The organism is Ruegeria sp. CDSC042 (assembly GCF_059610745.1).
Window position 1 is genome coordinate 1 of record NZ_JBXWOF010000009.1, and the last position, 24759, is coordinate 24759.

The window sequence follows — 24759 nt, forward strand, 5'->3', positions numbered from 1 at the left end:
GTCTTGCCGTGGTCAACGTGCCCAATCGTGCCAATGTTGACGTGCGGCTTATTACGCTCAAACTTTTCCTTTGCCATTCCTCAGGCGCCCTTTTGTGCTTTGGGGGACCCTTGGTCCCGTGGTTACATCTGCGCGCGCGAGATATTGGGTTCAAATGAGAAAATCAAGCACATCCTGCGGGAAATGCCGTTCTTTAAGCCGGATTTTGCGTTGCTTCACCTGAATCGAGTGGCTGGATCAGTTCGGGACGCCGGTCGAACCAACCGTTTTCCAAATGTTCCTCGGCCAACCATTCTTCGACTCGGTCCGCAACTTTCAGAGCCAGCCCGCTCATTTGCTCTTGTTTCGTCCGTTCATGACCCGACCCTTTCAGGGCACTGCCGCCGGTTGTGTCTTCCAGCACCTGGAATTGCTTACCTTTGGCAAGAAACTCTTTCTTGTTCACGTCATAAACGTTGACCAGAACAATCGCAGTGCTCTTGGGGTTGTAGATCACCGGAATTCCGGGAGGGGCCAGCATGTAGCCCTCGAGGCTGATGCCGATGTCGTATTCCTGAGCGCCCGTATAGCGCCCAAGGCGGATGTCCACCGCGTTTTGAATGGCCGCAGTCCATTCGTCGGGCGTCGCATCCCGGCTTACCGGCCCCTGCACCGCCTTATCGGCAAAGGCATAGTTTACCCGCAACTTGAATTCGCCCAGCGACTCAGGCTCTTCGTAAACCTGCGTTTGGGTGCAGGCGCCCATCAGGGCCAATCCGGTGATCAGTGTCAAAATGCGCAACATGTCTCGTCTCGATAGGCCTGTTTTTCTTTGATCTAACGCACCGATACGGCTTGTGCCAAGCCGTATCGGCATAAATCCTCTGTGACCGGGCCTGATCAGGAGAATTTAAAATCACGCGGGAAGCCGTATGGCGGCTTTTTCCCGACGCTGGCACGCTTGGCCAGCCATTGCGAAAGATCTGCCTCGTGCCGGGTCTTGTCGCCACCCATGGACCATTTCAGGCCCTCTTCCCAGTTGAAGGTGGTGATATCTGACAGCCCGCCGTCCAATTCCAGCGTCCCCTGCCGCCCGCGCGCCATATTGTATTTCTGCAGGCGAACGCCCTTGCCGCGGGTCATTTCAGGCAGTTCCTCGGTCGGGAAGACCAGAAACTTGCCGTTCTGAGAAACCACTGCAACGTGGTCACCTTCGATCGCCTTACAGATAATCGCTGTTTCGTCGCCTTTAACGTTCAGCACCTGTTTGCCGTTTCGGGTCTGTGCCAGCACGTCATCCTCGGGCACGGTGAAGCCGTTACCCGCATCCGAGGCCACCAGCAGCTTGCGCCCCGGTTTGTGGATCAGGATGTCGATTATCTGCGCCTCATTCGGCAGGTCGACCATCAGGCGCAGCGGCTCGCCCATACCCCGACCGCCGGGCAGATTCGCGGCGCTGATCGTATAGAATCGACCGTTCGAGGCAAAGACCAGCAGCCGATCGGTGGTTTCCGCATGGAAGATAAACCGTGGCCCATCGCCATCCTTGAACTTCAACTCGCGGTTCAGGTCGATATGGCCGGTCATGGCGCGAATCCAGCCCATCTGAGAGCAGACAACCGTGATCGGTTCGCGGTCGATCATCGCCTCAAGCGGGACCTCTTCGACCTGACCGGCTTCGGCAAACTGGGTGCGACGCGCGCCGCCCTCATAATCCTTGCCGAACGTTTTCTTGGTCTCTTTCAACTGCTCGGCGATGCTGGCCCATTGCAGGCTTTCGTCGGCTAGAAGATCTTCGAGATTGGCACGTTCCAACATCAGCTCATCGCGTTCGCGAACCAGCTCCATCTCTTCCAGACGACGCAAGCTGCGCAGACGCATGTTAAGAATTGCGTCGACCTGGACCTCGGACAGCTCGCCCTCGCCCCGTGTGGGCGAGACATAGTCGGCCTCATTGGTGGCGCGGACATGGTCGATGCCCCAGTCTTCGCGCATCAGCGCAGCCTTGGGGTCATCGTCATAGCGGATAATGTCGATCACGCGGTCAAGATTCAGGAAGGCAACGATAAAGCCCTCCAACACCTCCAGCCGATGGTCGATCTTGGCCATCCGGTGGCGCGACCGGCGCAGCAGAACCTCTTGCCGGTGATCAAGGAAGGCGCGAAGCACTTCTTTCATCGAGCAGACTTTGGGTGTCACCCCGTCGATCAGCACGTTCATGTTCAGGCTGAACCGCACCTCAAGGTCCGAGTTGCGATAGAGCATGCCCATCAGAACCTCGGGGTCCACATTCTTGGAACGCGGCTCAAGGATCAGGCGGATGTCATCGGCGGATTCGTCACGAACGTCGCCAAGGATCGGGATTTTCTTGGTCTGAATCAGCTCGGCGATCTTTTCGATCAGCTTCGATTTCTGAACCTGATAGGGAATCTCGGTGACGACGATCTGCCACTGACCGCGGCCCAGATCCTCGACCTCGAACTTACAGCGCAGGCGGAATGACCCGCGCCCGGTGCGATAGGCCTGCGCGATATTCGCAGGCGGTTCAACGATTACGCCGCCGGTTGGGAAATCCGGTCCGGGCACGTAGTTCAGAAGCGTATCGTCGCGCGCATCCGGCGTCTTGATCAGATGCAAACAGGCGTCACACAGTTCCGAGATGTTATGTGGCGGGATATTCGTCGCCATGCCCACCGCAATACCGCTGGAGCCATTGGCCAGCAGATTCGGAAATTGCGCGGGCAGAACCACCGGTTCGGTCAGCGTGCCGTCATAGTTGTCACGGAAATCGACAGCATCCTCGTTTAGACCCTCAAGCAGAGCCTCGGCCACGATGGTCATCCGAGCCTCGGTATAACGAGAGGCCGCCGGGTTATCGCCGTCGATATTGCCGAAATTCCCCTGCCCGTCGACCAGCGGATAGCGCACATTGAAATCCTGCGCCAAACGCGCCATCGCGTCATAAATCGCGGCATCGCCGTGCGGGTGATAGTTACCCATCACATCGCCCGAGATTTTCGCCGACTTACGGAACCCGCCCGTTGCACTGAGTCGCAACTCGCGCATCGCATAGAGGATTCGCCGATGCACCGGCTTCAAACCATCCCGTGCATCGGGCAAGGCCCGGTGCATGATGGTGGACAGCGCATAGGTCAGATAACGTTCACCAATCGCGCGGCGCAGCGGTTCGGCTACTTCGCCCCCGTTTTCGGGGGCCACCATATTGGGGTCGTCGATCGTATCATTCATAGATGATGTGATACGACGCAAGGGCGCGCGGGTAAAGCAAGCAAGACATATTTTACTGGGGACAAGTGGCGCTTTTTGCAACAGGGGGAGGCAACCCCCCGATTTCCCCCGTTTTTCGACTTGGGTCGCGAATTATGCTAGGATGTCTGACATTAGTCTGCTGCCTTTTTTTGTTTTGATTGATCGACCGGGGGATGCGCCATGACGCGCCTGATTGTAATGAGTTTCGCTGCACTTGGCTGGTGCTTTTACGTCATGAGTGGCGGGCCTAATTTCGAGCCGCGCGGTGTGCGGTCGGAACAGCCTGTGCGAGTCGCCTCGAAAGCGGCCCCCAAAACCGTAGCACCGTCTCCGGCAAAAGAGCTTGTGACAAATGTCGCTATGCGCTCGCCGGTCGTGCGCGAGCGCCCGATTGATCCCCAGCCAGCAGTCGCAGCGATTGTCGCAGAACCCGCCAGTCTGGACACTTTCAACGCGCTTTCGGTGTTTGACGATCAGACTGCCAGCATCACGCTTGCGTCTCTGGAAGACGGTGTAACTGGCCTGAAGCAAATCACCAAGGACGTGCAGCCTGAACCCGCCGCCCAGCCTGAACCCAGGAAAGATATCCGGGAAATCTCCGGGACCCGCGTGAACATGCGTGACGGCCCTGGAACGATCTACCCGATTGTTGGCAAAGCTCGCATCGGCCAGAAGGTCGAGGTGCTAAGTGACTCGGGCACCGGATGGTTGCGACTGCGCGTGTTGCCGCAGCAACAGGTGGGGTGGATTTCGACCTCTTTGGTCAGAAAAACACCAGACTGACGTGGAGCAATGATTGTCCCCATACTCTGTGCACCCTAGCTTGGGGCTGGTTCAGAATCGGGAAAATCATGCAGAAAACCATTCTAATTACTGGCTGCTCATCGGGCATCGGACTGGATGCGGCGCATGGGATGCGCGCGCGGGGTTGGCGCGTGTTTGCCTCGTGCAAACAACAGCGCGATTGCGACCGGTTGCGGGCGCAGGGGTTTGAAAGCCCGTGCATTGATTATACCGACACGGCCAGCATATCCTCGGGATTGAACGAAGTGTTGGAGGCCACCGGAGGCACCCTGGACGCGCTGTTCAACAATGGCGCACATGGCCTGCCCGGCGCGGTCGAGGACCTGCCGACCGAAGGCCTGCGTCAGATTTTCGAGGCGAACTTCTTTGGCTGGCACGAACTGACCAGGCAGGTCATCCCGATTATGCGCAGTCAAGGACACGGGCGAATCGTTCAGAACTCTTCGGTGCTGGGTCTGGTGGCCTATCCGTGGCGCGGCGCCTATGTGGCCACGAAATATGCAATCGAAGGGCTGACGGATACACTGCGCCTGGAACTGGCTGATACGGGGATCAAGGTCATTTTGATCGAACCCGGCCCGATCACATCTAAAATCCGCGAAAACTCAATCCCGTTCTTCGAGCGGTTCATCAACTGGCAAAACTCGGCCCTGCGCGAGCGTTATGAGTCCTCTTTGTTGAAAAGACTGTATGAATCGTCGGGGCCGGATCGGTTTGAACTGCCCGCATCAGCGGTAACGTCCAAGCTGGCCCACGCCGTAGAATCCAAGCGCCCGCGCCCCCGATACTATGTGACAACACCTACATTTATCGCCGGTTGTTTGCGCCGCATCCTGTCGACACGTGCGATTGACCGCATCCTTGCAGGGGTCTGAGGCGAAATAACCCGTTCGCTTTTGGCACGCACGGGGCTAGATGATAGCCCTAGGCAAACAGAAACGCGGACGGTGTACTCATGGACCTAATGATGGTCATTTTGCTTTTGGCCATGGCGGCGGTTGTCGTCGTATTGGCGCTTGGCATCTCGAATTTTGGCAAAAGCGGCAGGGACGCGGCACTGAAAAGCAACAAGTATATGCGCCTGCGTATCCTGTTTCAGTTCATCGCCGTGATTCTGATCGTGCTTTACGTCTGGCTGCGCGGTCAGGGAGGTCAGTAAATGGTCGTATTGAACAAGATTTACACCCGCACCGGTGATGATGGCAAAACCGCTCTCGGCAATGGCGAACGCGTTGCCAAATACTCGGGCCGCGTGACCGCTTATGGCACCGTGGACGAGTTGAACGCCTTTGTCGGCGTCGCCCGGACCGAGGCAGATGGGGATGTCGAAGCTGCACTCGCCCGCATTCAGAATGACTTATTTGATCTGGGCGCAGATTTCTGTCGTCCCGATATGGAAAAGGATGCCGAAGCAGACTATCCGCCTCTGCGCATCGTGCCCTCGCAGATTGACCGGCTCGAGGTTGAAATCGACTCGATGAACGAAGCCTTGGAACCGCTGCGCAGTTTCATCCTGCCCGGTGGCTCGCGTCTTGCGGCGCATCTGCATGTATGTCGAACCGTATCTCGCCGGGCCGAACGGCTTGCGGTTGAGCTGACCAACATGGAGCCGGTCAACGAAACCGCAGTCAAGTACCTGAACCGTCTGAGCGACTGGTTCTTCGTCGCAGCCCGTTGTGCCAATGAAAACGGAACCCAAGATGTTCTTTGGGTTCCGGGCGCGAACCGCTGAAAGCGGCGTTGCGTCCAGTGGACGCGGCGGCGACCGGAAGGGCGAAGCCCCGGCCCGACGGGCGGGTGCAAACCGATAGCTTCCTGGCTTTTTGGGTGGGTGTGTGGTGCTTGGTCACGTCAAAAATAGCAAAACGCGACGTCCGTTGCAGATGACGTGACGATTTTGCCCTGTTGCCGCCTGAATTGAATCGCTATTCAAGCCCTCATGAACATTGGTGGAGTCGCGACGCGGCTTGCCGTTTTTTGTGAGGAGCTAGCGCAAAATGAAGGTACTCGTGCCTGTCAAACGCGTGATTGACTATAACGTTAAAGTTCGCGTCAAAGCGGATGGCAGCGGTGTCGATCTCGCCAATGTCAAAATGTCGATGAACCCGTTCGACGAAATTTCTGTCGAAGAGGCAATCCGTCTGAAAGAAGCCGGCAAGGCAGACGAAGTCGTCGTTGTTTCTATCGGCGTAAAACAAGCCCAGGAAACACTGCGCACTGCGCTGGCCATGGGCGCGGACCGTGCCATCCTGGTCATTGCTGCAGATGATGTCCATCAGGACATCGAACCCCTGGCCGTTGCCAAGATCCTGGCCAAAGTGGTCGAGGAAGAGCAGCCCGGTATCGTTCTGTGCGGCAAGCAGTCTATCGACAACGACATGAATGCAACTGGTCAGATGTTGTCAGCTCTTTTGGGCTGGTCACAAGGCACTTTTGCGTCCGACATCGACATCGACGGCGACAGCGCAAAGATCACTCGCGAAGTCGATGGTGGCATGCAAACCATCAGCGTCAAAATGCCGACAATCGTGACCGTGGACCTGCGCCTGAACGAGCCCCGTTACGCGTCGCTGCCCAACATCATGAAGGCGAAGAAAAAGCCGCTGGACGAGAAAACCGCCGCCGATTACGGCGTCGACGTCTCGCCGCGCCTGGAAGTCGTCAAAACCGAAGAACCACAGGCACGTGCCGCTGGCATCATCGTCGGCTCGGTAGACGAGCTTGTCGCGAAACTCAAAGAAGCGGGGGCTGTGTAATGGCTGTTCTTCTTCTCGCCGAAGTCAACAATGGTGAACTGGCGCTGGACGCAACCGCCAAAGCTGTAAACGCAGCAAAGGCACTGGGTGATGTAACCGTTCTGGCCGCAGGCGGTTCCGCTGCTGCTGCCGGTGAAGCTGCCGCCAAGATCACCGGCGTCTCAAAGGTTCTGGTCGCCGAGGACGAATCGCTGGGCCATCGCCTGGCGGAATCCACTGCTGCGCTGATCGTAGGTCTGGCTGATGGTTATGAGCACATCGTTGCCCCCGCCACCACCGATGCCAAGAACGTTATGCCGCGCGTTGCCGCGCTGCTGGACGTCATGGTCATCTCGGACGCGTCCGGTGTCGTCGACGGCTCGACCTTCGAACGCCCAATCTATGCGGGCAACGCGATCCAGACCGTCAAATCTGTGGACGCCAAAAAAGTCGTCACTTTCCGAACCGCAAGTTTTGATGCTGCGGGCGAAGATGGCTCGGCAGCCGTTGAAACCATCTCGGTCGGCGAGAACCCCGGTCTATCGTCCTGGGTCGAAGACAAGGTAGCCACAAGCGACCGCCCCGAGCTGACTTCGGCTGGCGTTGTTGTGTCGGGTGGCCGTGGTGTCGGTTCTGAAGAGGACTTCAAGCTGATCGAAGGTCTCGCTGACAAGCTGGGGGCCGCAGTAGGCGCATCGCGCGCCGCAGTCGACTCGGGCTATGCTCCGAACGATTGGCAGGTGGGTCAGACCGGCAAGGTTGTTGCCCCGGATCTGTATGTCGCTGTCGGCATCTCGGGTGCGATTCAGCATCTGGCAGGTATGAAAGACTCGAAAATCATCGTGGCGATCAACAAAGACGAAGAAGCGCCGATCTTCCAGGTTGCCGATTACGGTCTGGTCGCCGACCTGTTCCAGGCCGTTCCGGAACTGACCGAGAAACTCGGCTGATCAACGGGCTAGACTTTTCCACGAAGAATCTTGCATTGGGCCCGCCATCGGCGGGCCCTTTTCATTGCAGGTTTCTGATCGGACCGACCAAGGCGTCAGCAATCGACCTGTGTGCCGCAGGACCTATCATATATTCCGCCATGGGCTGTTGCAGTGTTCCAAACAGCATATCTTCAAGCTCATCGGACTGCCCCGACACGCTGACCGTCACCTCAACGATCTCGGCGCTGAGAGGGCGCAGGGCCTCGATCATCTGTGGCGTGATCCGAATATCAGCACCGTGCTTGGGCTGATCACTTTCTGCCTCACGCAGGACCTGCAAATTCAACAAGACAACAGGCGCCTCAAGCGCCTCAACAAGCCCCCCAATGCGGTCGATCCAATTCCGTCGCAGCTCTTCTGCGATTACCTCGAACCGCGCATCATTGCGGCCCTGCAACAAAATCATCAGGTGATGTACGAAATGGACATCAGCAAAGTCGATCTCGGGATAGAGAGATTTCAGATCCTCTGTTGGAGCCAGAAAACGGTCGTTGCGTCGGGGATGAACCCGGTAGAATCGATTGGACTGCCCCAATATGTCGCTAAGCTGCACCACGCAGAGCTCTGCTTGGTTCAGTAAACCCTTCAACTCCGTGTCATCGCACAGCGCATCTACGCCGCAAAAAAGACTTCCGAAATTCAGGCATCGCCTGTCCAACCTCTCTTCGAGAACTGCGGCGAATGGCTGCTCGACGAATCGCCCGAATGTTTCGGTCCCACCTGCGCAGGCCACAAATGACGTCTCCAGCGAACGCATTGGCCCACGAAACCACAATCGTGACTCACCGTATTGGCACACGTCATGCTCGAGTCGCCCCGAGCCAGCTTGATGATAGCTCATATCACTCACCCAATTTTCACCCGGATGCCATCTTGCAGCCGCAAGTCTTGAGAATCTCCTAATGTGCGCATTTGAAGCAAAGTCGAACGGTCTGATCCCCTTGCCGCCCGCCCCGATCTGCCGATAGTGTCATCCTACCCCGTGGCACAGAGGCATCAAAAAATGGATGTAAAATCAGTCGGAGTGATTGGCGCAGGCCAAATGGGCAATGGTATCGCCCACGTACTGGCTTTGGCGGAATATGACGTTCTGCTGAACGACGTTAGCCAGGACGCGCTGAACAGCGCCATGGCGACGATTGAAGGAAATATGGCGCGCCAGGCATCGCGCGGAAAAATTTCGGATGAGGAGATGCAATCCGCGCTGAAACGCATCACGACTACAATGGAGCTGCCACAGCTGGGCCAGACTGACCTGGTGATCGAGGCCGCAACCGAGCGTGAGACCGTCAAACAAGCCATTTTCGAAAGTTTGCTGCCACATCTGCAACCGCATACAATCCTGACGTCAAATACGTCATCTATTTCGATCACACGTCTGGCGAGCCGAACAGACCGGCCCGAACGCTTTATGGGTTTTCACTTCATGAACCCAGTTCCGGTGATGCAACTGGTTGAACTGATCCGGGGCATTGCTACGGATCAACCAACATTTGCTGCCTGTAAGGCCGTTGTAGACCGCCTGGGCAAAACCGCCGCCAGCGCCGAAGATTTCCCGGCTTTCATTGTCAACCGCATCCTGATGCCGATGATCAACGAGGCCGTATACACCCTGTATGAAGGCGTGGGGAATGTTCAGTCGATTGACCAATCGATGAAATTGGGCGCAAACCACCCGATGGGACCGCTAGAACTGGCTGACTTTATCGGCCTAGACACCTGTTTGGCCATTATGAACGTGCTGCATGATGGATTGGCCGATACCAAATATCGCCCTTGTCCGCTGTTAACGAAATATGTCGAAGCGGGCTGGCTGGGACGTAAAACGCAGCGTGGTTTTTATGACTATCGGGGCGAGGCCCCAGTGCCGACCCGGTAAAGGCCACCGCCCGGAATTCATCCGGGCGCAGCCACCGAGATTGTCCTGATCAGGTGAAATTGCAGGTCAGAGCTTGGTTGCCTGCCCCAGACCCAGCGTGTGCTTTCTGAGCCAAGCCATAAAGCCGCGCGGATCTCGCTCCAGCAGCTGCATATCCTCATCCGAGATCGGTTCTCCGATCACCGGGGATTGCGGTTTGTGACAGGATCGAACGATCTCGTGCAGCAACAAACCCTGGCGCAGAATCGCAGAAAGCTTGTTGGCGATCTGGTAGGCACGCGAATTCCTGCCAGGGAAAAAGATCGGCAGGACCTGCGCGCCGGATCGACGGATCATTTTGGCCGTGAACACGTTCCACTCACGCTCGATCACCGGCCCGAACCAGTCATCCGAAGACATCACGACGCCTGAAGGGAACAAGGCCACAACGCCCCCGTTTTTCAGATGCTCCATCGCATTGCCGCGCATCTCAAGCATCTTGGCCTGTGCCTCGGGATCGTGCGGGAAGGGCACCGGAATCATGAACGACGTCGCCGCCTCGTCCAAACCAGTCAGAACCGAACGGGTCAAGATCCGATAGTCGCTGCGGACCCTGCCGATCAGCTCTGCCAAAATCATGCCGTCGACCATGCCATGGGGATGGTTGGCTACGACGACCACGGGCCCCGTTTTCGGAATACGCGCGATCTGTTCCTCTGGCGTGGTCAGGTCGATGCCCATTATATTAAGCGCACCTGCCCAGAACCGTTGGCCGCGGAATTGTTCATTCTGCTTCTCGAACTTGTTAACCATACCCAAAATGGTCAACTTACCCGTACACCATTCAATGGTGCGGATCGCTGTTGCAGTCCAAGGGTCGTCGAACGAGTTTGCGTAGGTCAGGGTCTTACGATCATAGATCTCGCCCTGGTCCTTGGTCCCATCCACCACCGGGCCTGTCTTGGTCTCGTGCGTTGTTTCCGCCAATTCCTGGTTATCCCGTTCTTCGTATCACGGCGGGTGCGGTCAGAAACCTTCTCCGAACTTGTCGTTCACCAGAGTCTCCAACGCATCAGCCAACGCCTCAGCATCCGGTCCGGACGTCTCGACGTCAATAGTCGTTCCGCGAGACGCTGCCAACATCAAAAGACCCATAATGCTGTCGCCGGATGCGGAAAGCCCGTCTTTCGACACCTCGGCCTGAGCGTCGAACCCTTCTACCAACTCGACCAGCTTGGCCGAGGCGCGGGCATGCAGGCCCTTTTCATTGATAATTTTCAAGCTTCGGGTGGTCATTCTTTATCTGTCCGGTTCTCGTCAAACGTCACATTTTGCGCATTGATATACTTACGTCCAGCTTCCATTGCCTGCCGCACGGCTTCGCCAATCGGCAGGTGGCGGGATTTAGCCAGTTTTATCAACATGGGAAGATTTGCGCCGTAAAGGATACGGCGATCCTGCGGCGCGCAGGCACGCAGGCTGAGATTCGACGGGCTTCCGCCAAACAGATCGGTCACGACGACAACACCGTCACCAACATCAACACTGTCGGCGGCCGCACAGATTTCCGATTGCTTCGCTTCGCGATCATGATCGGCCTCGATCGAGATCGCGGCCAGGCCGGGCTGATTGCCGACCACATGCTGCATCGCGGCCAAATATTCTTTGGCCAGCCCACCATGTGCTACGAGTACGATCCCGATCAATCCGGCCTCACATTCAACGATCGTCTTTCCATTTCGCGATGCCTAATTGCCACTTGCTGCCCCCCCTCTGCAAGGGCCTTTGCAACCGCTTCGGCCATTGCAACCGATCTGTGTTGCCCTCCGGTACAGCCAAAGGCCACGGACAGGTAGGCTTTGCCCTCGGCCCGGTAGGCGGGCAACAACAAAGTCAGCAGGTCAACCACCCTTTCGAAGAAAGGCGCATAGTTCGCGTCGGTTTGAATATAGCTCGCCACATCCGAATTGCGACCATCTTCGGCCCGAAGCTCGGGACGCCAGTACGGGTTGGTGAGAAAACGGCAGTCAAAGACCATATCCAATCCGCGAGGCAAACCACGCTTATAGGAAAATGATTCGATGGTTACCGCCAGATGCCGCCCACCCTGAGGTGCAAACCAACGCTCTACCTCTTCGCGCAGTTGGTGAACATTCAGTGGCGTGGTGTCGATCAACGTATCTGCGAGTTCACGAATTGGGGCCAGCGACTCTTTTTCCTGGCGCACTCCGGTTTCAGGGCTGGCATCCGCAGACACCGGGTGACGTCTGCGGGTTTCCGAATACCGGCGCAGCAGGATTTCATCGCTGCAATCGAGATAAAGCGTGGTCAGGTCAACCTGTTCCATCCACCGAAGCTTGGCCAGCAATTCGATGACGCCAATCGTGGAAAAATCGCGGTTGCGTGCATCAATACCCAGCGCCATGGGACGGTCGGTTCTTGGCCCGTCTAATAGACGCAGCAAAAGACCCATGGGAAGGTTGTCGATGGCCTCGAACCCCAGATCCTCTAACACACGGATTGCGGTGGACCGGCCTGCGCCGGATGGGCCGGTGACAAGTACGATGCGTCTTTGGGTCGTCATTGATTGGGCCATTCCGGGTCTGCGCACCCGTTTTTCATCAGTAGCAAGAGCGCTGCTGGTAAATTGGAGACGCCAGCGCCCCGAAGCAAGGGAACAGTTTGCCTCAAGATAAGAATTGAACGGGGTTCTGGCAGGCGCTCGGGTTCTTCTTGCGCCATGTCCACCACAAAGCCAACCGGCACCGGCCCAACCGAGACTGCCCGTAACAGGCCAAGACCTCTTGCCTCGATCAGTCCACCGATATTTGGAGCCGCCTCTGCCAGGGCGAGATTGCCATCCATATACAACCGAACCCGATCGTCCGCGACCAGATCGGCCCCCAACGCCATCATCTGCAAAGACAGCGCTGACTTCCCGGTGCCCGAAGGTCCCACGATCAAAACAGCACGGTCTGCTACCGCGACGCAAGAGGCGTGAACGATGGCAGTATCTTTGTGTTCAACAGAGGAGAGTGCGGACGTGCTCACCGCGTCAAACCGGCAGGCCCACGACAAATCGCGCGCCCTGAGGGTCCGATGTTATGTCCGCTTCGGTCGGGCGGATATTCTCGGCCCAAATCACCCCGCCATGCGCCTCGACAATCTGTTTCGAGATCGCCAGACCCAACCCCGAGTTATTGCCGAAATGCTCAACGGGACGTTGGGAATAGAACCGTTTGAACACTTTGGTCAGGGCTTGCTCGGGGATGCCTGGGCCGGTGTCTTCTACAACGACCAGAACCCGATCCTCGCGCCGGCGTACCCACACACGTATGGCATCGCTTTCTTCGCAGAAGGAAATCGCATTGGTGATCAGGTTTACGAACACCTGCGCCAATCGCGCCTCAAGCCCGGTCACGGTGATTGGTTCGGGCGGCAGATCAGTGATGTAATCGATTCCCTTGGCGCGCGCATCCTCGCCCAGATACTGACCGAGGTTTCCGATCAGGTTCAACAAATCAAATGGCTGCTCTTCCTCCTTGACCAGTTCGGCGTCCAGGCGCGAGGCGTTCGAAATGTCGCTGACCAGACGATCCAGCCGACGGACATCATGTTCGATCACACCCATCAGCTTATCGCGCTGGTCGTCTCTTTTAACCATGCGCAACGTGCCCACAGCGGATTGAAGGCTGGCTAGGGGGTTTTTGATCTCATGCGCCACATCTGCCGCGAATTGTTCGTTTGCATCAATCCGGTTGTACAGCGCTGTAACCATGCCGCGCAAAGCTCGGCTGAGTCGTCCGATTTCGTCCGGTCGCGCGCTCAGATCGGGGATGCGGATGCGGCCCGGGTTGACCCCCGCACCGCGGTCTTTGCCCATCTCGGCGGCGGATGCCAGATCGGCCAGCGGGTTGGCGATGGTCGAGGCGAGAACAAGGCTCAAGCCAACGGAAACCAAAAGCGCCACGACGAACATGCGCAGGATCCGCTCTTGATCACGGCGGGCCAATGCGTCGATTTCTCCGGCGGGACCGGCCATGGCAACTGCGCCAACGGGCTTTCCATCCAGTTGGATCGGGGCCGCAGCAACGATAACCGTTTCGCCTGCGTCATCCTGAACCGCCTGAACCTGAATATGCCCGGTCAGCGCCTGTGGAATGATGGCCTGAACGCGTTGGGCCAAGGTTGGCGCTTCGCTGGTTTCATCTTGTTTGAACACTTTGGACAGCCCGGTCCAGACCGCGTTCAAGGCATCACTGATCAGTGTGCTTCCAGTCTGCGCATCAGCTTCTGAGCGCAGCATGACCGGCATCTCTGAGACCGCAGGCGCGCCGCGCGTCCAACCAATCAGCGTCCCACGAGCATCGTAAACAAAGACTTCACCGCCGACCGGCAGGCTGAGACCAGCCAACGTATCTTTGACATCCAGGATGGCCGCGTCGCGGGTAATGCCAGTCACATTCTGTCGCAGCTGGGTTTCAAATACGTTGCTGACCAACTGCGCATCACCAACCAAGTTCCGGGCGGTCTGCTGCACCTGTTCTTCTCGCGAATTATCCAGATATAGCAATCCGGTGACCAGAATCACCAATGCAATCATGTTGAATGTGATGATCTTGCGCGCCAGAGGCGAGCCCCGCAGAGAAAACAGATTGCGGCGGCCGCGTGTGGCCCTGAGTTCGGCGGAATCGTCGCTCTGGGGGATGACCCAGTCATCCCCAAGAACGACGTCACCGTCGCGTAACTCGTTTTCTTGCTCAGTATCGCGCACGAGACCCAGTAACCCCTTAACTTAGGCCACGCTTATTCTTCGTTGTACCGATACCCAATACCATACAACGTTTCGATGGCCGAAAACTCCGGATCAGCAGCGCGCATCTTTTTGCGCAGACGCTTGATGTGGCTGTCGATCGTGCGGTCATCTACATAGACCTGATCGTCATAGGCAACATCCATCAGCTGATCGCGGCTTTTGACAAATCCCGGACGCTGCGCCAAGGCCTGCAGCAGCAGGAACTCGGTCACTGTCAAAGAGACATCCGATCCCTTCCAGCTCACCGCGTGGCGCAAGGGGTCCATCCGCAATTCGCCCCGTTCCATCACCTTGGCGTCGCCTGTGTTGGCAGCCACGGGATCACCCGAGGTCGCTTCCTGACGGCGCAGCAAGGCCCGTATCCGTTCTACCAGCAACCGTTGCGAAAAGGGCTTTTTGACATAATCATCAGCACCCATACGCAAACCCAGAACTTCGTCGATCTCGTCATCTTTCGAAGTAAGAAAGATCACCGGCATCTGAGTCTTCTGCCGCAGTCGCTGCAACAAATCCATGCCATCCATACGCGGCATCTTGATATCCAGCACTGCCATATCGGGCAGCTTCTTGTTAAACGCATCCAGAGCAGCCTGCCCGTCGTTATACGTTTCTACCTCGAAACCCTCGGCTTCGAGCGTCATGGATACGGACGTCAGAATGTTCCTGTCGTCATCCACCAGTGCAATCTTTGACATCGGGTTAACCCCTATTCCTGCTCTCATACGAAACAATTCGCTTATTTGTAGGGCATTTTTGTCGTTTTTATGGCCGCGAATCAATCGCCATCTACGAATCGTGCGATTGTTGTCACACACATGCGGCAAAAAAGCCGTTAATGGTCTTCGAAAAGTGTCTGTATTTCCGGCAGAAAAAACATGGTGGCGCTAAACCTGAACTTGGTTGCGCTAACTGCGCCAAACCGTCCTGTTCACGCCCTAAACGACCATGATAAGACCCGCCCAATCGCCGGTTCTCCCGGTACACTGCCCCAAGAGCGCACCTTGGCCAATCTGCCGCCGCGCCGCCACAGGAGAAGACACACATGACATCTGGACGGGTGAACCCGCAATTCCGCCTCGAAGATCAGGGCATCGAGGGTCTGGGCAATGTCTATTACAACTTCATGGAACCGGCACTGATTGAAGAAGCCCTCAAGCGGGGTGAAGGTACACTTGGCAATGGCGGAGCTTTTCTTGTCAGTACCGGCAAGTTCACTGGCCGTTCTCCCAAGGACAAACATGTTGTCCGCACCGACAGTGTCGCCGATTCGATCTGGTGGGAAAACAACGCCGAGATGAGTCCCGAGGGTTTCGAAACGCTTTATGCCGATATGATCGAGCACATGAAGGGTCGTGACTATTTTGTGCAGGATCTGGTCGGTGGCGCCGACCCCGCTTTTTCGATCAACGTGCGCATGGTCACCGAACTGGCATGGCATAATCTGTTCATCCGTCACTTGCTGCGCCGCCCCGATCGTGAAGACCTGGATGAGTTCATCGCGGATTTCACAATCATCAACTGTCCCAGCTTCCAGGCTGATCCGGCCAAGCACAACTGCCGTAGCGAGACAGTGATCGCACTGAACTTCGACCGCAAATTGATTCTGATCGGCGGCACAGAATATGCCGGCGAAAACAAGAAGTCCGTCTTCACCCTGCTGAATTACATGCTGCCCGAAAAAGGCGTGATGCCGATGCATTGCTCGGCGAACCACGCGGTCGGCAATCCCGTTGATACCGCAGTCTTCTTTGGCCTCTCGGGAACTGGCAAGACCACCCTGTCCGCTGATCCGGCCCGCACCTTGATTGGCGATGACGAACATGGATGGTCAGACCGTGGCACTTTCAACTTCGAGGGCGGGTGCTATGCCAAGACGATCAACCTGAACGCCGAGGCCGAACCCGAGATCTATGCAACCACCAGCAAATTCGGCACCGTGATCGAGAATATGGTTTTCGATCCCGAGACCAAGGAGCTGGATTTCGAAGATGACTCGCTGACCGCAAACATGCGTTGCGCCTATCCGCTCGAGTATATCTCCAATGCCTCGAAAAGCGCGTTGGGCGGGCATCCGAAGAACATCATCATGCTGACTTGTGACGCGTTTGGTGTTCTGCCCCCGATTGCGCGGCTGACCCCGGCTCAGGCGATGTACCACTTCCTGTCGGGCTTCACCTCGAAGGTTGCTGGCACAGAGCGCGGCGTGACCGAGCCCCAACCCACATTCTCGACATGCTTTGGCGCGCCGTTCATGCCGCGTCGCCCAGAAGTCTATGGCAACCTGCTGCGCGACAAGATCGCCCAGCACGGCGCGACCTGCTGGCTGGTGAATACCGGCTGGACTGGCGGCGCCTATGGCGTTGGCAGCCGGATGCCGATCCGTGCGACCCGCGGTTTGCTGACTGCCGCTCTGGATGGATCGCTTCGGGATGCGGAATTCCGCAAGGATGCGAATTTTGGCTTTGACGTGCCGGTTTCCGTCCCCGGTGTCGCCGAAGTTCTGCTGGATCCGCGTCGCACCTGGGACGACCAGGCCGCTTTCGATAAACAGGCTGAGAAGCTGGTTCAGATGTTTGCTGAAAACTTTGAGCAGTATCTGCCTTTCATCGACGAAGACATCAAAGCCGTAGCAATCGGTTAATGTTGCAAAAGGGGGCCAACCTCTCCCCTTTTTTTCGGACAGCACATCTGTTGGCAATCGTCCTTATACGTCTAACGTAAGGTGTCCTTACAAATTCGTTGCCCGATTTGCCGGTTTAAGCTATCCAATGATGTCATTAAGATAAATTCGCCCGACGCAATCGCGCCGGGCGTTGTTTAAAAATACCTTGGGTAACTCAGCCGCGCACTCACATTCGCGAATTGAGAAACCTAATCAGATAGCAAGTGTATGCCAATGGGGATGAGTGTCAATATGAGACTTTCTGAACATTCAGATTTCAGTTCGTCTCATACCGCTGCTTTGTCGCAGCGCGTGACATGGGAAACGACAGGTAACGAAATGACTGAAATCTTGAAACTGACCGAACTGCGCAAACTGATGCAAAGCATGGAGCGCACGCTGGGGCTGGAACAACTCTCACCGGTAGAGCGCGATATCTATTACGCCGCCGAAGAACTGTCCAAAGCTGACCAGGAAGTTCGGACATTTGGGTTGATTGAACACACGCTTGTGCAAAGCGTCTCGCGCCCGACCTTTTTTCGTGCGCTGAAGTCGCTGGTGCAGAAGGGGTATTTGTCACAAAGCGGTAGCGCGAACCGTGGACGGTATGTTGTGCATGCGCCTAAGTAATAAAGCGTTTGATCTGCGCATTGCTGGCTGACCGCCGTGCGCAGATGGGCCTCTGAAACGTTCTTTGCCTCACTGACCTACGTGATTGCCTCGTTCCTTACGTTCGAGGTTCTGATGCCACTGCAGAACGTATTCTTCCCCGAATATCCCAGCAAGGCCAGCTTGCTGTTTCTCCCGCATGGTGTGCGTGTGCTCTCTGCTTGGTTGTTGGGGTGGCGGGCGATTTTTGCGCTCTTGCCCGGTGTCTTTCTTGTCTTTGCCTTTCTCGGCGGAAGCGACGTCTTCCTGCCCAACCGTCTGGCCGCCATAGCAATCGCCGTCACAACCGTTCCTGCTGTATTTTACCTATGCAAATGGATCGGCTTCGATCTGTTCCCCCACCCGGACCGCAAACCATGTTGGTCCTGCGTCATGGGGGTCGGGATCGTCACGTCAATATTGGTGTCCGTACTGACCAATCTGGCTTTTGGCAGCGGTGGGCTGGAATATATCGCCTTCCTGATCGGCGATATCTCGGGCCTGTTCTTTCTGATGCTGGGGCTTTATTTCACGCTGCGCGCGATAGATCGGCGTGCCTAGCCCATCAGCCCGCGTCGCAACAGGTTCAGCCCTGCGATAAGCAGCACGAACAGGGTGATCTTGCGAAACAGCGCCTGATCTATGCGCGACTGCAGTTGCAACCCTACCCACATGCCCGCCAGCCCCGGTAGCACCAGAGCAGCCGAGAACGGCGCGGTTTCGGCGCGGAAAATCCCGGAGCCCATATGCGCGAACAGCAAGCCCAACGCCCCCAAACCATAGATGACCCCCTGCACCCGCATCTGCACCGCTTTCGGGGTGTTTAAGGCGGTCAGATAGGCCACGGTTGGTGGTCCCCAAATTCCAGACATCCCCCCGACAAAGCCTGCAACCGCGGCGATCATGGCCTCTATTCGGGCAGATGGGCTGGCCAATTTCAGACGCAGCCCCAATACTTGGATCAATGCAAAGACTGTCACCGGGATGCCAATCATCAACAAAAAAGTTGATGCTGGCACTGCGCTGACCAACTGAGCACCAATCAGCAGAAACACCAACCCGACAACCAGAAATACACGGAACTGACGGATCGAGGACACGGCGGCCGGAACACCCCCGCGCAATGCCTGCACCCCATTTGTCACCAGGGTTGGCAGGATAAGCCCCGCGATCGCCATATCCGGCGAAAGGAACATGCTCAGCCCCGAGATCAGAACCATTGGCATGGCAAACCCGACCATGCCTTTGACCCAACCGGCAATGAAGGCAACCCCACAGGCCAGCAGCAGTTCTTGGGCAGAGAGCATAGAAAACAACGTCATGTCCCCCTGATATCACTCCTGACGGGTGCTGCACTGCAAAAATGATCAAGCAACTTTAGAACTTTTTAGTCGCATAATTCGTATTTTTGTTGCGCTGCATGTGCAGCATGATATGACCAGACGACTTTAGGAGAAAGCTGATTCATGGCCCATGACGGACAGGATATGACCCAGATGATTACATCCGCGATTTTGCCCGAGCTTCTAACGCTGACACGTGCGGCTCTGCCCGCCGTGGAGACCGTATTCGAACGCGCCCGCGAGTCGGTTCGCGCGATGGTGACAGAAGATGGTCGCGTGTCCGGCGCTCTGATCGAGGCCAATCAGACCGCCGCTCATGGGTTGGCATGGCTGGCGACATACAACCAGTCGCTGCAGCAAATGCAACGCTGGGCCGATGCTTTGGAGGCAGAAGGCAAATTCGGCGAGATCGAACAGCTGCTGCACCAAATCGCCTTTGGTGAATACTTGCATCAGGTCGCGGGCGGCATCCCAATGAACCAGGGTGAGATTTTGCGTCTTCAGGACATGGGTCTGGGCTGGGACGCGCTGTCCGGTTTCCAATGCGCCGAAGTTCAGACACTGATGGCACAGGCCAATTCACAGGCCGCACGCGGTCGCTTGGTTGAACTGATGGAAGAACAGGCCGGTGCCACGATGTTCGGAACGTCGGGCTTGGACGAAGAACTGGAAATGATCCGCGACCAGTTCCGCCGCTATGCCCAGGAAAAAGTCGAACCAAACGCCCATGATTGGCACCTCAAGGATGAGCTGATCCCGATGGAGATCATCGAGGAACTTGCCGAGATGGGTGTCTTTGGCCTGACCATCCCCGAGGAATTCGGCGGGTTTGGCCTGTCCAAAGCCTCGATGTGCGTGGTGTCCGAAGAATTGTCGCGCGGCTATATCGGCGTCGGTTCGCTGGGCACCCGGTCCGAGATTGCGGCCGAGTTGATCATTGCCGGCGGAACGGATGAGCAGAAAGCCCAGTGGTTGCCCAAGATCGCCAGCGCCGAGATTCTGCCGACGGCTGTTTTCACCGAACCCAACACGGGCTCGGACCTGGGCAGCCTGCGCACCCGTGCGGTCAAGAATGCGGATGGTGATTACGAAATCACAGGCAACAAGACCTGGATCACCCATGCGGCGCGAACCCATGTGATGACTTTGCTGGCACGCACCAACTCTGACACCTCCGATCATCGCGGCCTGTCGATGTTCCTGGCGGAAAAGACGCCCGGCACGGACGACAACCCCTTCCCCACCCCCGGCATGACTGGCGGTGAGATTGAAGTGCTGGGTTACCGCGGCATGAAGGAATACGAGCTGGGCTTTGATGGCTTCAAGGTCAAGGGTGAGAACCTTTTGGGTGGCGAAGAAGGCAAGGGTTTTAAACAGCTCATGGAAACCTTCGAATCCGCCCGCATCCAGACCGCAGCCCGCGCCATCGGTGTGGCCCAAAGCGCGCTGGACATCGCCATGCAATATGCGCAGGACCGCAAACAGTTCGGCAAGTCGCTGATCAACTTCCCCCGCGTGTCCGGCAAGCTGGCGATGATGGCGGTCGAGATCATGATCGCACGACAGCTGACCTATTTCTCAGCTTGGGAAAAAGACAACGGTCATCGCTGCGATCTTGAGGCCGGGATGGCCAAGCTGCTGGGCGCCCGCGTGGCCTGGGCTGCTGCCGATAACGGCCTGCAGATCCACGGAGGCAACGGCTTTGCACTGGAATACAAGATCAGTCGCGTGCTGTGTGACGCACGAATTCTCAATATTTTTGAAGGGGCTGCCGAAATTCAGGCACAGGTGATCGCGCGGCGTCTGCTGGGCTGACCTGTTACGGCAATCCTGTTTCCCCAACTCGACCCGGCGCACGCGCCGGGTTTTTTTTGCCCGCAATACTACAATCTTCTGTTCCCAGTATTTTTATTGATACCTGCCCTCATGTCCACGCTCGACCATGACCAGCCGCAGCACAAACTTCCCCCTATCACTGCGTCGATTATCCCGGTAGATCAGCGATTGATCACGAACCAGCGGCGAACACATGACCCGATCCATTCTTGTCCTTCTGGCCACGCTTGCGGCACTGGCCCTTGCCGGCTGTGCCACCCCTCAACCGACCGCAACGCAGAACGACATAGACGAGCTGGCGCTCGCCATCCGTTCTATGGGCCCTAAGGTTGATCCAGCCGAGGCACAGAAGGCGGCCACCATTGCCTATACCTATTCGCAGCGTCTGGCCCGAGAATGGCAGGTCACCGACCCGGCCATCATCCACAACGCCAAGGTCATTAACGGATTTCGTGAGCGCGGCCTGTGCAACGACTGGGCCGAAGCGATGACCAGCCGTTTAAGGGCAGAAAACTTCCGCACCCTGGAAATGCACTGGGCTACATCACCGCCAACGCCGCTGAGGATCATCCACCATTCCGCAGTGATCAGCGCAAAGGGCGACACGATGTTCGAAGGCATCATCCTTGACCCATGGCGCAACAGTGGCGCGCTGACATGGGCGCCAACGCGCGAAGATACGCGATACAACTGGCGTACCCGCATGGAGGTGCGCACCGCTTTGCTAAACGGAGAGCAACCCTACTGAGGTCAGGACGGGGTCTTACACTGGCTGATCCGTTCCGCCACCACGGGCAGCATCCGCGCAGCCACCAGCTTTGACCCTTCGGGCGTCAGATGCGTGTAATCGACATACAGCACCTTGTCTTTGTGGAGGGGACCGCCGATCTCGGCAATATCGGTGAAAGGCACATTGGCCTCTTCAAACAAAGCAGGGAAATCGACCCGCGCGCGATGCATCAGATCTTCGCGTCCCGGCTTGTACCAATCCCGCGTGAGCTGGGCGATTTCGCGGTCGGTCTCGCTTAGGACATTGGTGTCCTCATAGACGACCTCAGGCTGCAAAAAGACGTGATAGCAAAACCCGTGGTAGTCGCCGAATGTTTCGATCAGCTTGTAATTGCGCAAAAATCCGACCTTTGCAGTCTGCGCAAGCTCTGCTGAAAAGTCTCTTTGCAAGGCGGTAACATCCCCATACGTGATATTTTTGGGGATTTCATAGCGGTCGAACAAGCCTTGCGTAAATTTCGAAGCCAGTTTGAAGGTATAGGAATACTGCGCCGGGTACCGCAGGAACGCATAGGCTGAAAAGAAGGGTTTGCGATCATTCAAGGCGTCAATCATGCGTGCGGACGAGTAAGCATAACTTTGGACCGGATTATCGACCCCAACATTGTAAAAATCATTGTGGCCATCCAGAAACACAATCATGTCCGGGCTGTACTCATATAGCGTCTCGTACAGGTACAACACATGTTGAAAACTGTGATACGCAACAACTCCGGCGTTGATCACCTCAATCGTCACACCGGGCATCTGATCGCCCAACCGCTCGCGCAGGTCCTGCTGCAGGAAATACGCAACCGTTTCCTGATTGGCGAGCGTTGGGTGGTCAGGATAAATACTGCCCTGCGATCCGATGGCATAAGCAGTTGAGCCACCCATCAGAAAAATGCGGAACGTGTCGTCGGGTTTTGGCTGTTCAATCAGCGTATCGTGGCGGAACCCTTGATCGGAATGGATACGCTGTCCGCCAGTATCAAATCCTCGCTGATAGTCTGGGTTCAGTTTGTGACCACGGATCGAAGAGTATAGATGTCGCTCTGCCGTATTGCCCAGCGTGTTGTCATACACATAAACCACGGTGAAATACGAAAGCAGTTCAACCAGCAGGAAGAGAAAGAGGGCATAGATCAAAATCATAAAAAACTTGGTTACAGGTCGCATCCGCCCCATGCCAACATCATCATTTCCGCTCACTACGAAGCTCCAATTCTATCAGGTCAAAATCAAATAAACCTGGCGTATATACCGGTGTAAAAATTCCACCTAACTGCCCAAATCTTAGGAAAGGCCCGTTATTCGCTTTCAATATGTCCAAGATGTTTTGCAAGTCAACGGTCACCATTGTATCCGATCCTTTACCTAGTCGGTTCAAAACAATGCGTCCAAGCCCAGGAAACTGTTCTTCGCTGATTTCAGGAATTCTGCCATGTTGCGTTACATAATGCTGCTTTCCCTTTCCGGATTACTCCAATGTCAGAAGGATGAAACCGTTGCAGCCTATGGTGCTGCCGACCGGGAATGGGCCCTGCAAGAGATCAACGGTCAGCCCTACAATGCCAGTGCCCTATTGCGATTTCCGGAAGAAGGCAAAGTAGCGGGCAACGCCCCCTGCAACAGCTACACGGGCAGGCTTAACGCGCCCTATCCATGGTTTGAGCTGACCGGCCTGACAGCAACCCGTGCCGCCTGTGCCGGGCTTGAGGCAGAAGGGATCTATTTCGCCGCCCTGCTTGCCATGACCCAATCCGAAGTATCAGGGAACCTGCTGATATTGCGCAATGAGGACGGGCAGGAAATGGTGTTCAAAGCTGCCGATTGATCTGATCAATAAACCGCGCCCGTGCGCCGGGCAGAGGGTTGTTCCCCAACGAAGGAGCGACATGATTCTCTAGAAAATGTCCGGTGGTCAACAATCCTTGCACCAATTCGGTATCCGGAGCGTCGCCCACGCCACGCAGGCAAGGTGGCAAGGGAAGCAACCTATCCACCCAGTCCCCTGCCCCATCAACGCTGACCGCACGACCTGTTTTCGGAGAAACATAATCCAAACCTTCTGTTACACCCGTCACGGCACAGCGTGTCAGGTCAAGGCCAAACCCCAGCTCTTCCAGCAGCGACAATTCCCACCGCAGATAGGCAAGCACCCAAATTTCGTCCTGACCCAGCAGATCCATCAACTGTTCGGTTTGTTTATAGATGCGCGGATGCGCTTCGCGCTCAGGCAAACAGAACGAGAGCAGGGCCACCACCGCATTCAATCCGGCCAGCGCAAGCCTACCCGAAAACGCCGCCGCCGCCCGCGACCGCAGGGGCTCGACCTGAAAAGTGCCGATATGCTCCTCGAGCCGTGCGCGCCAAAGCACATCTAATTGCGCCCCGGGCTGCAGGATCGGCGCGATCTTGCGGCTGGTTCCACCACGTACGACGCCGGCATGACGACCGTGGCCTTCGGTAAAGACCTCGATAATTGCCGCCGTTTCGCCATGGCGGCGTGAGGTCAGAAGTATGCCGTGGTCGCGCCAGTCCAAAGCGTGTCCAATCTTGTGGGGTCAGTCCTGCCCGAGCAAAAGAACGCAAAGCCGGGACCACTGCAAGAGAGACCGGGAAATCGTCGACCTATTGTCAGAACGTGACCCCCGCGTGGATCAGGATACCCAGGACCATAAGAAGGTTCAGCACCATAGAAATGCCGTTGCCAACATAGATGGGCAACTTCTTGACGATCAGACCGTAGATGAACCAAAGCAAAGACAACGCCGCATAGAGCGACCATGTTAACAGCGATTGGCCCGACGCATGTTGAGAGTGGGTAAAGAAGAGCTTCACAAGCTGTGGAAGGGTGGCAAACGGGCCTAAAATGCCGACAAATACCATGAAACCCTCGAAGTGCTTCATCACAAGACCAAGGTTTGACTTTATGAACTTCTGACCAAATGTTTCAGCCAACGTAAGACCTCTATCCTTGCCATAGGCCGCAACAACCCGTTTCAGCACCATCCGATAAATACGCATACGAATAGCGAAAATGGA

27 protein-coding genes are annotated in these 24759 nt (G+C 56.5%); 13 read left to right on the forward strand and 14 right to left on the reverse strand.

Annotated features, from left to right (window positions below; all coding sequences use genetic code 11):
• Window positions 1–193: 193 nt before the first annotated feature.
• Both AC2FHX_RS16320 and parC read right to left on the reverse strand, forming a co-directional pair.
• Complete coding sequence (locus AC2FHX_RS16320) at window positions 194–784, reverse strand: hypothetical protein (RefSeq protein WP_496678806.1); 591 nt, start codon at window positions 782–784, stop codon at window positions 194–196.
• 95 nt (window positions 785–879) lie between these two features.
• Window positions 880–3228 (reverse strand): DNA topoisomerase IV subunit A, encoded by a 2349-nt coding sequence (parC, locus tag AC2FHX_RS16325; protein WP_496702993.1) that lies wholly within the window; start codon window positions 3226–3228, stop codon window positions 880–882.
• A gap of 201 nt (window positions 3229–3429) precedes the next feature.
• On the opposite strand from parC, the gene AC2FHX_RS16330 reads away from it, so the two are divergent.
• From AC2FHX_RS16330 to AC2FHX_RS16355, 6 genes are all read left to right on the forward strand, one after another.
• Window positions 3430–4032 (forward strand): SH3 domain-containing protein, encoded by a 603-nt coding sequence (locus AC2FHX_RS16330; protein ID WP_246097307.1) that lies wholly within the window; start codon window positions 3430–3432, stop codon window positions 4030–4032.
• Window positions 4033–4100: 68 nt separating this feature from the next.
• A complete protein-coding gene (locus AC2FHX_RS16335; RefSeq protein ID WP_496702991.1) occupies window positions 4101–4928 on the forward strand; it encodes an SDR family NAD(P)-dependent oxidoreductase in 828 nt (275 codons plus the stop codon).
• Between the two features lie 80 nt (window positions 4929–5008).
• The gene (locus AC2FHX_RS16340; protein ID WP_142639289.1) at window positions 5009–5212 is read left to right on the forward strand and encodes a twin transmembrane helix small protein; all 204 of its coding nucleotides are present in this window, start codon (window positions 5009–5011) and stop codon (window positions 5210–5212) included.
• On the forward strand, window positions 5213–5785 hold the full coding sequence (locus AC2FHX_RS16345) for a cob(I)yrinic acid a,c-diamide adenosyltransferase (RefSeq protein WP_496702989.1): 573 nt from the start codon (window positions 5213–5215) through the stop codon (window positions 5783–5785).
• Window positions 5786–6050: 265 nt separating this feature from the next.
• Window positions 6051–6809 carry an electron transfer flavoprotein subunit beta/FixA family protein gene (locus AC2FHX_RS16350; RefSeq protein WP_271951297.1) on the forward strand — a complete coding sequence of 253 codons (759 nt, stop codon included), beginning with the start codon at window positions 6051–6053 and terminating at the stop codon, window positions 6807–6809.
• On the forward strand, window positions 6809–7738 hold the full coding sequence (locus AC2FHX_RS16355; protein ID WP_142639283.1) for an electron transfer flavoprotein subunit alpha/FixB family protein: 930 nt from the start codon (window positions 6809–6811) through the stop codon (window positions 7736–7738). Before AC2FHX_RS16350 ends, AC2FHX_RS16355 begins: the two co-directional genes overlap by 1 nt.
• Window positions 7739–7799: 61 nt before the next feature.
• Here the strand turns inward: AC2FHX_RS16355 and AC2FHX_RS16360 are convergent, their stop codons facing one another.
• Window positions 7800–8621 (reverse strand): DUF6473 family protein, encoded by an 822-nt coding sequence (locus AC2FHX_RS16360; protein WP_496702987.1) that lies wholly within the window; start codon window positions 8619–8621, stop codon window positions 7800–7802.
• 162 nt (window positions 8622–8783) lie between these two features.
• On the opposite strand from AC2FHX_RS16360, the gene AC2FHX_RS16365 reads away from it, so the two are divergent.
• Window positions 8784–9659: a 3-hydroxybutyryl-CoA dehydrogenase gene (locus tag AC2FHX_RS16365; RefSeq protein WP_142639281.1), complete on the forward strand. Its 876-nt coding sequence runs from the start codon at window positions 8784–8786 to the stop codon at window positions 9657–9659.
• A 66-nt stretch (window positions 9660–9725) separates the two neighbouring features.
• On the opposite strand, the gene AC2FHX_RS16370 is transcribed toward AC2FHX_RS16365, so the two are convergent.
• Genes AC2FHX_RS16370 through AC2FHX_RS16400 form a run of 7 tightly spaced genes read right to left on the reverse strand, consistent with a single transcriptional unit; the run spans window position 9726 to window position 15149 of the window.
• Window positions 9726–10625 (reverse strand): lysophospholipid acyltransferase family protein, encoded by a 900-nt coding sequence (locus tag AC2FHX_RS16370; protein WP_496702985.1) that lies wholly within the window; start codon window positions 10623–10625, stop codon window positions 9726–9728.
• A 39-nt stretch (window positions 10626–10664) separates the two neighbouring features.
• Window positions 10665–10934 (reverse strand): HPr family phosphocarrier protein, encoded by a 270-nt coding sequence (locus AC2FHX_RS16375; protein ID WP_142639277.1) that lies wholly within the window; start codon window positions 10932–10934, stop codon window positions 10665–10667.
• Window positions 10931–11344, reverse strand: a complete 414-nt coding sequence (locus tag AC2FHX_RS16380; protein WP_142639275.1) for a PTS sugar transporter subunit IIA — start codon at window positions 11342–11344, stop codon at window positions 10931–10933. Before AC2FHX_RS16380 ends, AC2FHX_RS16375 begins: the two co-directional genes overlap by 4 nt.
• Window positions 11341–12234 carry an RNase adapter RapZ gene (rapZ, locus tag AC2FHX_RS16385; protein WP_496730944.1) on the reverse strand — a complete coding sequence of 298 codons (894 nt, stop codon included), beginning with the start codon at window positions 12232–12234 and terminating at the stop codon, window positions 11341–11343. Before rapZ ends, AC2FHX_RS16380 begins: the two co-directional genes overlap by 4 nt.
• Window positions 12219–12689: an HPr kinase/phosphorylase gene (locus AC2FHX_RS16390; RefSeq protein WP_496690309.1), complete on the reverse strand. Its 471-nt coding sequence runs from the start codon at window positions 12687–12689 to the stop codon at window positions 12219–12221. The genes rapZ and AC2FHX_RS16390 overlap by 16 nt, the downstream gene beginning before the upstream one ends.
• 4 nt (window positions 12690–12693) lie before the next feature.
• Window positions 12694–14412 (reverse strand): sensor histidine kinase, encoded by a 1719-nt coding sequence (locus tag AC2FHX_RS16395; RefSeq protein WP_496690310.1) that lies wholly within the window; start codon window positions 14410–14412, stop codon window positions 12694–12696.
• A gap of 32 nt (window positions 14413–14444) precedes the next feature.
• Window positions 14445–15149, reverse strand: a complete 705-nt coding sequence (locus AC2FHX_RS16400) for a response regulator transcription factor (RefSeq protein ID WP_142639269.1) — start codon at window positions 15147–15149, stop codon at window positions 14445–14447.
• Between the two features lie 347 nt (window positions 15150–15496).
• Between AC2FHX_RS16400 and AC2FHX_RS16405 the strand changes: the two genes are divergently transcribed.
• The 3 genes from AC2FHX_RS16405 (at window position 15497) to AC2FHX_RS16415 (ending at window position 18325) form a co-directional block, all read left to right on the forward strand.
• Window positions 15497–17095, forward strand: a complete 1599-nt coding sequence (locus AC2FHX_RS16405) for a phosphoenolpyruvate carboxykinase (RefSeq protein ID WP_496692205.1) — start codon at window positions 15497–15499, stop codon at window positions 17093–17095.
• A 273-nt stretch (window positions 17096–17368) separates the two neighbouring features.
• Window positions 17369–17746, forward strand: coding sequence for a hypothetical protein (locus AC2FHX_RS16410; RefSeq protein ID WP_246097302.1), 378 nt, complete (start codon window positions 17369–17371; stop codon window positions 17744–17746).
• A gap of 36 nt (window positions 17747–17782) precedes the next feature.
• The gene (locus AC2FHX_RS16415) at window positions 17783–18325 is read left to right on the forward strand and encodes a hypothetical protein (protein ID WP_496702980.1); all 543 of its coding nucleotides are present in this window, start codon (window positions 17783–17785) and stop codon (window positions 18323–18325) included.
• Here AC2FHX_RS16415 and AC2FHX_RS16420 read toward each other — a convergent pair.
• Window positions 18322–19086, reverse strand: coding sequence for a sulfite exporter TauE/SafE family protein (locus tag AC2FHX_RS16420; RefSeq protein ID WP_496702978.1), 765 nt, complete (start codon window positions 19084–19086; stop codon window positions 18322–18324). The two genes, AC2FHX_RS16415 and AC2FHX_RS16420, sit on opposite strands and share 4 nt — an antisense overlap.
• Before the next feature lie 144 nt (window positions 19087–19230).
• Here AC2FHX_RS16420 and AC2FHX_RS16425 point away from each other — a divergent pair, with 144 nt between their 5' ends.
• Together AC2FHX_RS16425 and AC2FHX_RS16430 are read left to right on the forward strand one after the other, a co-directional pair.
• Window positions 19231–20922, forward strand: coding sequence for an acyl-CoA dehydrogenase family protein (locus tag AC2FHX_RS16425; RefSeq protein ID WP_496692202.1), 1692 nt, complete (start codon window positions 19231–19233; stop codon window positions 20920–20922).
• A 214-nt stretch (window positions 20923–21136) separates the two neighbouring features.
• Window positions 21137–21691 carry a hypothetical protein gene (locus AC2FHX_RS16430; protein ID WP_496702976.1) on the forward strand — a complete coding sequence of 185 codons (555 nt, stop codon included), beginning with the start codon at window positions 21137–21139 and terminating at the stop codon, window positions 21689–21691.
• Window positions 21692–21693: 2 nt separating this feature from the next.
• Here AC2FHX_RS16430 and AC2FHX_RS16435 read toward each other — a convergent pair whose 3' ends face one another.
• Window positions 21694–22923: an SGNH/GDSL hydrolase family protein gene (locus AC2FHX_RS16435; RefSeq protein ID WP_496678791.1), complete on the reverse strand. Its 1230-nt coding sequence runs from the start codon at window positions 22921–22923 to the stop codon at window positions 21694–21696.
• Window positions 22924–23155: 232 nt separating this feature from the next.
• Here AC2FHX_RS16435 and AC2FHX_RS16440 point away from each other — a divergent pair, with 232 nt between their 5' ends.
• Window positions 23156–23548 carry an META domain-containing protein gene (locus AC2FHX_RS16440; protein ID WP_496678789.1) on the forward strand — a complete coding sequence of 131 codons (393 nt, stop codon included), beginning with the start codon at window positions 23156–23158 and terminating at the stop codon, window positions 23546–23548.
• Here AC2FHX_RS16440 and recO read toward each other — a convergent pair.
• Together recO and AC2FHX_RS16450 are read right to left on the reverse strand one after the other, a co-directional pair.
• Window positions 23532–24257 carry a DNA repair protein RecO gene (gene recO, locus AC2FHX_RS16445; protein ID WP_142639255.1) on the reverse strand — a complete coding sequence of 242 codons (726 nt, stop codon included), beginning with the start codon at window positions 24255–24257 and terminating at the stop codon, window positions 23532–23534. The genes AC2FHX_RS16440 and recO overlap by 17 nt on opposite strands.
• 94 nt (window positions 24258–24351) lie before the next feature.
• Window positions 24352–24741 (reverse strand): SemiSWEET transporter, encoded by a 390-nt coding sequence (locus AC2FHX_RS16450; RefSeq protein ID WP_246097298.1) that lies wholly within the window; start codon window positions 24739–24741, stop codon window positions 24352–24354.
• Window positions 24742–24759: the final 18 nt, after the last annotated feature.

Excerpts from the sequence above, each read along its gene's own strand:
- AC2FHX_RS16335 (WP_496702991.1), top strand. The coding sequence starts at position 4,101 with ATGCAGAAAACCATTCTAATTACTGGCTGCTCATCGGGCATCGGACTG.
- AC2FHX_RS16425 (WP_496692202.1), top strand. The coding sequence starts at position 19,231 with ATGGCCCATGACGGACAGGATATGACCCAGATGATTACATCCGCGATT.
- AC2FHX_RS16430 (WP_496702976.1), top strand. The coding sequence starts at position 21,137 with ATGACCCGATCCATTCTTGTCCTTCTGGCCACGCTTGCGGCACTGGCC.
- rapZ (WP_496730944.1), bottom strand. The coding sequence starts at position 12,234 with ATGGCCCAATCAATGACGACCCAAAGACGCATCGTACTTGTCACCGGC.
- AC2FHX_RS16410 (WP_246097302.1), top strand. The coding sequence starts at position 17,369 with ATGAGACTTTCTGAACATTCAGATTTCAGTTCGTCTCATACCGCTGCT.
- AC2FHX_RS16320 (WP_496678806.1), bottom strand. The coding sequence starts at position 784 with ATGTTGCGCATTTTGACACTGATCACCGGATTGGCCCTGATGGGCGCC.
- AC2FHX_RS16345 (WP_496702989.1), top strand. The coding sequence starts at position 5,213 with ATGGTCGTATTGAACAAGATTTACACCCGCACCGGTGATGATGGCAAA.
- AC2FHX_RS16350 (WP_271951297.1), top strand. The coding sequence starts at position 6,051 with ATGAAGGTACTCGTGCCTGTCAAACGCGTGATTGACTATAACGTTAAA.
- AC2FHX_RS16450 (WP_246097298.1), bottom strand. The coding sequence starts at position 24,741 with ATGCGTATTTATCGGATGGTGCTGAAACGGGTTGTTGCGGCCTATGGC.
- AC2FHX_RS16340 (WP_142639289.1), top strand. The coding sequence starts at position 5,009 with ATGGACCTAATGATGGTCATTTTGCTTTTGGCCATGGCGGCGGTTGTC.
- AC2FHX_RS16440 (WP_496678789.1), top strand. The coding sequence starts at position 23,156 with ATGTTGCGTTACATAATGCTGCTTTCCCTTTCCGGATTACTCCAATGT.
- AC2FHX_RS16375 (WP_142639277.1), bottom strand. The coding sequence starts at position 10,934 with ATGACCACCCGAAGCTTGAAAATTATCAATGAAAAGGGCCTGCATGCC.
- AC2FHX_RS16365 (WP_142639281.1), top strand. The coding sequence starts at position 8,784 with ATGGATGTAAAATCAGTCGGAGTGATTGGCGCAGGCCAAATGGGCAAT.
- AC2FHX_RS16405 (WP_496692205.1), top strand. The coding sequence starts at position 15,497 with ATGACATCTGGACGGGTGAACCCGCAATTCCGCCTCGAAGATCAGGGC.
- AC2FHX_RS16400 (WP_142639269.1), bottom strand. The coding sequence starts at position 15,149 with ATGTCAAAGATTGCACTGGTGGATGACGACAGGAACATTCTGACGTCC.
- AC2FHX_RS16355 (WP_142639283.1), top strand. The coding sequence starts at position 6,809 with ATGGCTGTTCTTCTTCTCGCCGAAGTCAACAATGGTGAACTGGCGCTG.
- AC2FHX_RS16420 (WP_496702978.1), bottom strand. The coding sequence starts at position 19,086 with ATGACGTTGTTTTCTATGCTCTCTGCCCAAGAACTGCTGCTGGCCTGT.
- AC2FHX_RS16360 (WP_496702987.1), bottom strand. The coding sequence starts at position 8,621 with ATGAGCTATCATCAAGCTGGCTCGGGGCGACTCGAGCATGACGTGTGC.
- parC (WP_496702993.1), bottom strand. The coding sequence starts at position 3,228 with ATGAATGATACGATCGACGACCCCAATATGGTGGCCCCCGAAAACGGG.
- AC2FHX_RS16330 (WP_246097307.1), top strand. The coding sequence starts at position 3,430 with ATGACGCGCCTGATTGTAATGAGTTTCGCTGCACTTGGCTGGTGCTTT.